This is a genomic window from Streptomyces sp. MnatMP-M17 (assembly GCF_900091995.1).
Taxonomy (GTDB): Bacteria; Actinomycetota; Actinomycetes; order Streptomycetales; family Streptomycetaceae; genus Streptomyces.
In genome coordinates this window covers 1-8,377 of record NZ_FMDK01000638.1, presented here as the reverse complement: position 1 = coordinate 8,377, position 8,377 = coordinate 1, and the positions used below count along the sequence as shown (strand labels likewise).

The 8,377-nt window shown below is 70.0% G+C and carries 7 protein-coding genes; 5 read left to right on the top strand and 2 right to left on the bottom strand.

Translation table 11 applies throughout. From position 1 onward, the window contains the following. The first annotated feature begins 157 nt into the window (after nucleotides 1-157). From GA0115259_RS26820 to GA0115259_RS26810, 3 genes are read left to right on the top strand one after another with little or no spacing between them, the layout of a single operon-like run. On the top strand, nucleotides 158-607 hold the full coding sequence (locus tag GA0115259_RS26820; protein WP_141716700.1) for a hypothetical protein: 450 nt from the start codon (nucleotides 158-160) through the stop codon (nucleotides 605-607). Then, nucleotides 604-3,237: a tetratricopeptide repeat protein gene (locus GA0115259_RS26815; RefSeq protein WP_093601800.1), complete on the top strand. Its 2,634-nt coding sequence runs from the start codon at nucleotides 604-606 to the stop codon at nucleotides 3,235-3,237. Before GA0115259_RS26820 ends, GA0115259_RS26815 begins: the two co-directional genes overlap by 4 nt. A gap of 42 nt (nucleotides 3,238-3,279) precedes the next feature. Then, entirely contained in the window at nucleotides 3,280-3,801 is a 522-nt protein-coding gene (locus GA0115259_RS26810) for a hypothetical protein (protein WP_093601798.1), read from the top strand. A 211-nt stretch (nucleotides 3,802-4,012) separates the two neighbouring features. Here GA0115259_RS26810 and GA0115259_RS40600 read toward each other — a convergent pair whose 3' ends face one another. Further along, nucleotides 4,013-4,219 (bottom strand): hypothetical protein, encoded by a 207-nt coding sequence (locus GA0115259_RS40600; protein WP_256098150.1) that lies wholly within the window; start codon nucleotides 4,217-4,219, stop codon nucleotides 4,013-4,015. Between the two features lie 46 nt (nucleotides 4,220-4,265). Between GA0115259_RS40600 and GA0115259_RS40595 the strand changes: the two genes are divergently transcribed. Both GA0115259_RS40595 and GA0115259_RS26800 read left to right on the top strand, forming a co-directional pair. Next, complete coding sequence (locus tag GA0115259_RS40595; protein WP_161230475.1) at nucleotides 4,266-4,676, top strand: maleylpyruvate isomerase mycothiol-dependent enzyme family protein; 411 nt, start codon at nucleotides 4,266-4,268, stop codon at nucleotides 4,674-4,676. Between the two features lie 271 nt (nucleotides 4,677-4,947). Beyond that, nucleotides 4,948-6,441 (top strand): FAD-binding protein, encoded by a 1,494-nt coding sequence (locus GA0115259_RS26800; RefSeq protein ID WP_093601794.1) that lies wholly within the window; start codon nucleotides 4,948-4,950, stop codon nucleotides 6,439-6,441. Between the two features lie 47 nt (nucleotides 6,442-6,488). Here GA0115259_RS26800 and GA0115259_RS26795 read toward each other — a convergent pair whose 3' ends face one another. Continuing rightward, the gene (locus GA0115259_RS26795; protein WP_093601792.1) at nucleotides 6,489-8,138 is read right to left on the bottom strand and encodes a CocE/NonD family hydrolase; all 1,650 of its coding nucleotides are present in this window, start codon (nucleotides 8,136-8,138) and stop codon (nucleotides 6,489-6,491) included. Nucleotides 8,139-8,377 lie beyond the last annotated feature (239 nt).

Here is an 8,377-nt window from a genome sequence, read left to right as displayed (position 1 = left end):
TCCGCCACCCAGGCGGACCCGGATCGGCAGGATTGATCACGACATCACACAGGCCCTAGGCCCGCATTTCGGATGTCCCATTCTCATTCCGTGCGGAATCGGGTATAGGTTTTCGCGTGTCGGAGTAACGGAGGGGGCGGGCCGGGCAATGGATCCTGTGTCGCTTGTCGTCGCGGCGGTGGTGGCCGGTGCGACGGCCGGGCTGAAGGAGCAGGCGCAGTCGGCCGTGCGCGATGCGTATCTGGGGTTGAAGAACCTGATCATGCGGCGGCACGGGGTCGAGGTCGGCGCGGTGGAGCTGCGGCCCGGCTCGGAGGCCGAGCAGGAGTCGTTGCGGGGAGTTCTGGCCGATGCCGGCGTCGGCGAGGACGCCGAGGTGCTCGGGGCGGCGCATGAGGTGGTCAAGGCCGTGCGTGAGCACGATGCGTCCGCCGCGAGGGCGGTCGGCGTCAACCTGAACGATGTCGATGCCGAGCTCATCAGGATCGTCAATGTGAAGGTTCGCGGCGACGCGACCGGCGTCGATCTCGATCGCGTGAGGACGCGGGGCGGCATCGTCATCGAGGGCGTCCAGGTCGACGGAGGTGACTCCTCCGCCCACCCTTGACGGCGGCCGGTCCGGCCCCGTTCGCCGCCCCCTCTCTGGGGTTTCGTGACATCGAGGCCGGCCGCGACATCATCGTCACCGTTCACCAGCAGTTCACGGCGCCGCCGCCGCGGCGGCCGGAGGAGAGCTGGCCCAAGCGGGTCGGAACGGTGCCGCCAGTGGCCGAATGCTTCCGGGAGCGGGCTGTCGCGGCGGACCTGGACGCCGGTGGGGCCGTGGTACTCGCCGGGTGGAGCGGTGTGGGGAAGACCCAGCTGGCCGTTGGGCACGCCGAGCGGCTGTGGGCCGACGGAGAGGTCGACCTGCTGGTGTGGATCACCGCCGGCTCGCGGGACGCGATCCAGCTCGGCTACCTCGCTGCCGCCAAGGCGCTGAACGAAGAAGCCGCAGGTGACGAGGCGGTCAAGCGCTTCCTGGCTTGGTTGACCGAAACACCCCGGCGGTGGCTGATCGTGTTTGACGGTCTGTCCGAGTCGGACGACCTGCGTGACCTGTGGCCGCCCCGGCACGCATCGGGGCGGACCGTGGTAACTACCCGCCTTGGGGACGTCGATGCGTTCGGCGAGGACATGCACTTGGCGTTCGTGGGTGGGTTCGATGACCGGGAAGCCGTGGAGTACCTGCACGAACGGCAAGCCGAAAGTCCACATCTGGCCGAAGGTGCGGCGGAACTCGCGAGTGAGCTGGAGCGATTTCCCCTGCTGCTGGCGCATGCCGCGAACTATGTGGCGAGCCGCGACACGACGTATGCCGAATACCATCGCCTGTGGTCGGCTCGCTGCGAGCAGGTCGCCACTCGGCACAGCTGGCTCGCGGACACGTACATGCCGCTGCGGCCCGGCTTCGTATCGCACATCCCCGCGGTGGCCACGTGTTCGTTGTTGCTCGACCTTGCGAGCGGGCTGACCCGTCCGGTGCTGGACCTGGCCTCGCTGGTGGACGGCGGCGCCATTCCCCTGGCGTTCTTCGGGACCTCGGCCGTCGCGAGGCACCTCACTGCCAGTCAGGGCAGAACCGTCGATGCGAACGATGTCCGAAGCGCGCTGGCCCAGGCGCACCGCTTGGGTCTCGCCACGATCGACGCGCATCGGATGCTCCGGCTGGACCCCTGGATGCGACGCGTTCTCCTGGAGTACATAGAGATCACCGTCCTCGACGAGCGGGACAGGACCACGCCGAACGACTGGATCTCACCGAGGCCCGATCCGCCGGACATGGGTGAGCGCGCGGCAGGCGACGCCCTGGTGGAAGCGTGGCCGGACGCGCGCAGCGACCCCGTGGGCAACCAGGTGTTCTTCGCGGCTGCGACAGTCCTGCGCGGCTGGGCCGACGAACATTTCTGGCTCAACGGCGGGCACCCGGTGCTGATCCGAGCCGGAACGGGGCTCAAGGACGCCGGCCTGCTCGACCCTGCCGCTGTCTACTTCCAGTACCTGCACGGCATGGCGCAACGCCGGCTGGGCGAAGACCACCACGAAACCAGGAGCATCCGCGGCCACCTCGTGACCCTGCGCAGCTTGATCGCGCGTGGTGAAGTCACCGAGCTCGAGAAACTGCTGGCGGAACAGACCCGGACGCTGGGCCCCCGCCACCGGGAAACCCTGGCCACCCGCAGCAAGGTGGCGTTCGCCCGTGCCGCGACCACACCGGGCGATCGCAGCAGCGCGGATGAACTCCAGAACGTGCTCGCCGACCAGCGGCGAGTGCTGGGCCGCAATGACCAGGACACGCTGTTCACCCGCTACTTCCTCGGTTACCTGCTGGTGATGTCGGGCGACCTCGACGGCGGGATGCGCGAACTCAAGAAGGTGCTGAAGGACCAGCGGCGGGCGTTGGGGTTCGACCATGCCCGCACGCTGTACACACGACAGATGCTCGCCGAGCTGCGCATTTCCCAGGACGACACGTCGGGTCTCGACAAGGTCCTGCACGAGTTGATCGAGGACCAGAAGCGGGTCCTCGGCCGTAACAGCGAGCAGGCTCTGTCCACCCGGCACAACCTCGCGGTCGTCCGCGTCAGACGCGGCGACACGGCCGAAGCCGCGACGGAGCTGGAAGAAGTGCTCGCGGATTTCGCGAGGGTGTACGGCGCGGACCATCGCGAGACGTTGGCGGTGCGGCGAAACCTCGCCGCCACGTACAGCGAACTCGGCGACGAAGTGGGTGCGCTGGCCGAGCTGGAACTCACGATGAACTACGCGAACCGCGTGTTCTCACCCGACGACAAGGACTTCAAGACCACCCGTGATCGGCTCGACCACTATCGGCACGGCGCCTACTGGCAGGTGATGGACGAGTACGAGCGGGAATGGGGAGCCAATGAGTACCTTCTGTCGCAGATGAAGGACATCATCAGCTCTCGATATTTCCACAACGAGGCCGGCGCAATGGCGGGCTTGTGGGAATCCCTGTTGAGCGAGCACACGGCGCCGAGGGACGCGGAGGGCACGCTGTCGATCCGCCGCATCGCGGCCTGCTGGCACGGGCTGGGCGGCAATGCGGCGGGTGCGGTGGCGGAGCTGGAGCAGATCCTGGACGGTTGCGTCGAGGCGTTGGGCTCCGAGCACCTGCTCACCCGGTTCACCCGCCGCAACCTCGCCTTCTGGCGGGCGCGGGCCGGGCGCACCTGAACGACCTGGGGCGTGTGCCGGAAGTGCTCTAGGTTGGCTGACGTGAGTGCGCGGGGGCGGGGCTACAGATATGTCGGACCGATCGAGCTGAAGACCGCGGTCCGGCCTGGCGGCGGCGGGTGCCGGATCACCTCGGCGGCTGACTTCGGTAGCTGGATCGCTGAGCGATCGGCGGCGGAGCCGGCCGAACCGTTCACATTCGTGGTCGGTATGGACGGCGCGCTTCGGCTGGCGCCGCGACGAAGCGAGCACGTGGCCTGTGCTGGCGGAGACATGGTTCTGGGTGCCGGCGAGATCAGCTTCGTGCGCGAGGCAGACCGATGGGTCGTGAGCGAGGTCAGCAATCAGTCCACCGGGTACTGCCCGGACATCAGTTCCTGGTCGGAGGTGGCCCGTGCCCTGGACGACGTGGAGCTCAGGCGGCCCTCCGGCTTCACCCACGAGGTCGTCTTCCGTCGGTGCCCCGACTGCCAGGAACACAACATCGTGCGCGAGGACGACTTCGTCTGCGTCTTCTGCGGCAGCGATCTGCCCGCAGCCTGGAACGTGGATCCCGCCGCGTGACAGCCCGGGAGTCACAGCCACTCGTTGGTGGCAGCGACGAGGACGGTCGCCTGTAGCGGACCGCGAGCCTGTCGTATCACGTGGCGACACCGTGGTGCCTCGTGAGGCCCCGCATCGGCCTGGCCATGCTCGCGCACGCCTTCCTGGCCGTCACAGCACACCGGGCCGGGGAAAAGGGGGATCAACCGGTGGGGCGGCTGACGCGCCCCTCCTACGCCGAGGGTTCTCGGCCGAGGCCGGCCAGGATCAGGGTGAGTCCTTCCTCGAATTCCCGGTAGGCGTCCGCGCCGGCTGTGGTGGCGAGTGCGGCGAGTGTGGGGTTGGCGTCACTCGCGACGGTGCGGACGCGGGCGGCCTCGCCTTTGGGGTCGCTTTCGGGGGTGAGCGGTCCGGCGAGTTCGGATTGTGCGATCCCCATGACGAAGCCCATGACCGCGCGGAATGCCACCAGGAGGTCAAAGCCGGTGCGCCCGAACCGCGCCAGGGCCGCCGAACTGATCGGCCAATTCGACCGCGGGCACAACAGCCCCCGCGGGGTCGGACGGCTGCTCCCGGCCCCACTGCTCCTGGGCGACCACACCGTCCACCACCTCGACATCGCGCTGGCCCTCGGCCGGTCCGCGGACCTCGCGCCGGAGGTCGCGAACGCTGTCCTCCATGTGGAGACGACCATCCCCAACCCGTTCGTCCCCGCCAGGACCAGAAGCAGGAACCTGCACCTGACCGCCACCGACACGGGATGGAGCACCGGACCGGCCGGCCGGCCACAGGTATCCGGCCCGGCGGACGCCCTCATCTCCGTACTGGCCGGGCGCGGACACGCACGCGGCCGACTCGTCGGCCCCGGCCTGCCGATACTCGCGGCCCGGCGCTGACCTCCCACCTCACGCACAGGCTCCTTCTCACCTCCGCATCGCACACAACGGCCCCTCACCGACCGCAGTGGTGAGGGGCCGGTACGACCAAGAACCGTTTCGCGGCTCGGCAGATGGCTGGAAAGCGTGAGGACGCCGCTCTGTTCACGGGTAGGGAAAGCCGTGTGAACGGCACCGTACGCGACAGGATGCGGCCGGTGCATTCGCGTTTGGTCCTGGCTTGGGGTTCGTGGCGCGCTGCCCGGGGCGGCGCGGCCTGGGAGGGGGAGTCATGGCGGAGCAGACGGAGCGGCCGACGGGTTTACGCGCGGGGGCGGCGGGGACCGGGGTGGTGGCCTTCGATCCGCGGACGCGGATGTGGGTGACGGAGGCGGAGGCGGAGGCGGAGGCAAGGGCCGGGCGAGCCGGTCTGGTGCAAGTGCCTCCTCTGGACGGCTCGTTGCGGTCGGACGAGGTGTCGCTCGCCGAGGGCGCGGACGACTTCGGGCACATCGTGCATCACGTCCCGATGGCCGTGCTGGAGGCCGAGTCCGCCGACGACGTGGTGGAGATGATCGCGTTCTGCGACGAGTACCGCGTCGAGGTGGCCGCCCGCGGTCAGGGGCACGGGACGTACGGGCAGGCGCAGGTGGCCGGCGGGCTGGTGATCGAGACGGGATCGTTGAACCGGATCGGGCCGGTGAGGGCGGGGCAGGTCACGGTAGGCGCCGGAGCCGTGTGGAGCGCGGTGGCGCGGGAGACCCTGCGATACGGGCTGACGCCGCCGGTCTTCACGGACTACCTGGAGCTGTCGGTGGGCGGCACCCTGTCCGTCGGCGGGCTGGGCGGCCAGGCGCACCGGTTCGGCGCACAGGTGGACAACGTCACCGCGCTGGAGGTCGTCACCGGGACGGGGGAACTGGTCAGTTGCTCGCCCACCCGGCAGCCGGACCTGTTCCGGGCGGTGCTCGCCGGACTCGGCCAGTGCGCGGTCATCGTCTCGGCGACACTGCGGCTGGTCACCGCGCCCGAGACCGTGCGGCACTTCCTGCTGCCGTACACGGACCTGGAGACGTTCCTGGCCGACCAGCGGCTGCTCGCCGGGGACGAGCGGTTCACCTATGTCGAGGGCTCGGTCGAGGCGGACGGCGAGGGCGCGTACACGCAGTACGTACTGGAGGCCGTCGCCTACGGGCCGCCCGCCGGACCCGAGCGTGACGACGCGGAGCTGCTGCGCGGCCTGCGGTACGACCGGTCAGCACCGCTCGCCGTCGAGACGCTCGGGTACTACGACTTCCTCGACCGCCTGGCCGCGGGGGTGGCGGACCTCCAGCACGCCGGCTTCTGGTCCTGGGCCCATCCGTGGCTGAATCTGCTGCTGCCCGGCGACCGCGCCGCCGAGCTGTCCCGCACCCTGCTGGACGGGCTCGCCGGGCAGGACACCGGCCCCGGCGGCGCCGTACTGCTCTATCCGCTGGTCCGCCGCCATCTGCGCACCCCCCTGCTGCGGGTCCCCGACGACCCGGTGCCGTATCTGCTGGCCGTCCTGTGGACCCTGGACCCGGCGCATCCCGCGGCCGTGAGCGCCCGCACGGCCGCCAACCACGCCGCGTACGAGACGGTCCGCGCGGCCGGCGGCACCCAGTACCCCGTGGGGTCCATCCCGATGACCGCTGCCGAACGGCGCGGCCAGTACGGCGCGGTGTGGGAAACATTCGCCGCCGCCAAGCGCCGTTACGACCCTCATGACCTGCTCGCCCCGGGCCAGCACATCTTCACCCCCTGAACGGACCCGACCGCCGTCAACCGAAGCTCCGCCTGCCCGGGGCGACTTCACACAGGTTCGCCGGTCGGCAGCGAAAGGGTGGTCGTGGCGTGGTCGATCACGTGCGTCGTCGTCGCCATCGCCGTGCCCGTCGCGGGCGGTTCGCCGGTGCCCAGGTTGCGGTCGTACTCGGGGAACGAGCCGCCCGACAGCTGCAACCGGATCCGCTGCCCGGCGGCTATCCGGCGAGCGCAGAAGTCGAGCGTCAGCTCGATTATTCGTGGTGTAGCCGGACTGTCCACGGACGGCAGCCGCAGCATCGCGTCGGAGAAGTTGACGGAGGTGCCGTCCGTGTCCACCACGCACAGGCGCGCGTGCAGGTCGGCGTGCGGATTGTCCGAGGTCAGGCCGACGCTCAGCGTGGGACTCCCGTGGATCTCGACCGGCTGATCGAAGGTCGCGGTGGTGAAGGTGAGCACGTCTCGGCGCTGCTCGCGTGCGGTGTTGTCCCGCGGGCCGCCGTCCGGGGAGACGCGCCGGCCGCCGACAGTGGGCGTGGGGTCGGCCGGGTCGTAGGTAAACGTCGAGGACCCGGTGTCGCCGTCCGCGGTCAGCGACCCACCCTCGCCGAGACGCAGTTCAAGGTGGTCTGATGCCGTGGGCAGGTTGTCGAGTTCGCGCCACTCCTCGGCACCGGCGACGTGCAGCCGGACTGCCGGCCGGGTGAGGGCGGAGACACCGTCCCGCAGGTGGTCGTCGAACCACGCCTGCGCTTCGTCCACCATCGTCCCCGCGGCGGCCGCGACGACATCGGTGTGCACCCACGGCCCAAGCGTCAGGGCGGCCGGCACACCCCGTGCGCGCAGCACCTCAAAAGCCTCGATGCTCTGCGGCAGGAACACGTCGTGGCTGCCGCCGATCAGCAGCGTCGCACCGGTGAACCGCTCCAGTGCCACACGGTGGTCGTACGGCCGCCAGTACGGGTCGGTGAGGCCGGGGTGGCCGACCCATTCGCCGTACCAGGGCGCGGTGGGACCGAGCAGCTCCGCCCCGGCCAGCAGCGGTAGCCGCTGCGCGGCGTCGGCCGGCAACTCGTCGGCGACCCCGGGAGACGGCCGGCGCACAAGGTTGCTCCAGCTCTGGCTTTCCTGCACGGTGAACGCGCCGGTGCGGTAGAAGGCGGAGCCGAAGTCGTAGGGCCCGACCACGATCACCGCGGCCTTTGCCTCGGGCGGCGGGTCCTGGAGCAGGGCGTAGACGCAGTAGGCGAGGTAGGACATGCCGATCAGGCCCAGCCGGCCGTCGAACCAGGGCTGCTCGCGCAGCCAGCCGACCGTGTCGTGGCCGTCCGCCGCCTCCTGGACCATCGGCCGCAACTGACCGTCCGAGTCCGCCGTACCACGGCAGCTCTGCAGCAGTACGTGGTAGCCGGCGCCGGCGAACACCTTCGCGAGCAGCACGTCGAACGGGAAGCCGCGCCCGTACGGCGAGCGTACGAGGATGGTGGGCGCCGGCTCGTCCGTGTGCGGGGCGTAGTGCTCGGCCGCCAGTTCGATGCCGTCGCGCATGGGGATGCGCACTGTCGTTACCAGACAGTCGGTGCTGCGTGGGCTGATCCCCAGCAGGGCCAGGACCTTCTGGGGATCGGCCAGGTCCAGTGCCGCGTCCGGCGCGAAGTCGAAGTGGGCGTCTTCTGGGGAGTGGGCGTCTTCCGGCATGGGTGCTCCTGTTCGCAGGATCTGAAGAGCCAAGGCCTAGGGTCTTTCGTTTGGGTCTGGCTGGATCAGGGAGCGCCCGCCGCGGGAGCGGCTGAAGTCGGCGTTGGTGCCGTGGACCGCAAGGCGGAGGAGGGAGCCCACGCGGAGCGTCGTCGACTGACGACAACGCGGCGAGGCGCCGCCCGCCGCGGCAGCGGCTGATGTCACTGCGGGCACGCGAGCCCAGCAAGATCCAAACG

What these genes read in the sequence shown, in the direction of transcription:
- GA0115259_RS40600 (WP_256098150.1), bottom strand. Translation starts at nt 4,219, where the DNA reads ATGGGGATCGCACAATCCGAACTCGCCGGACCGCTCACCCCCGAAAGC.
- GA0115259_RS26800 (WP_093601794.1), top strand. Translation starts at nt 4,948, where the DNA reads ATGGCGGAGCAGACGGAGCGGCCGACGGGTTTACGCGCGGGGGCGGCG.
- GA0115259_RS26795 (WP_093601792.1), bottom strand. Translation starts at nt 8,138, where the DNA reads ATGCCGGAAGACGCCCACTCCCCAGAAGACGCCCACTTCGACTTCGCG.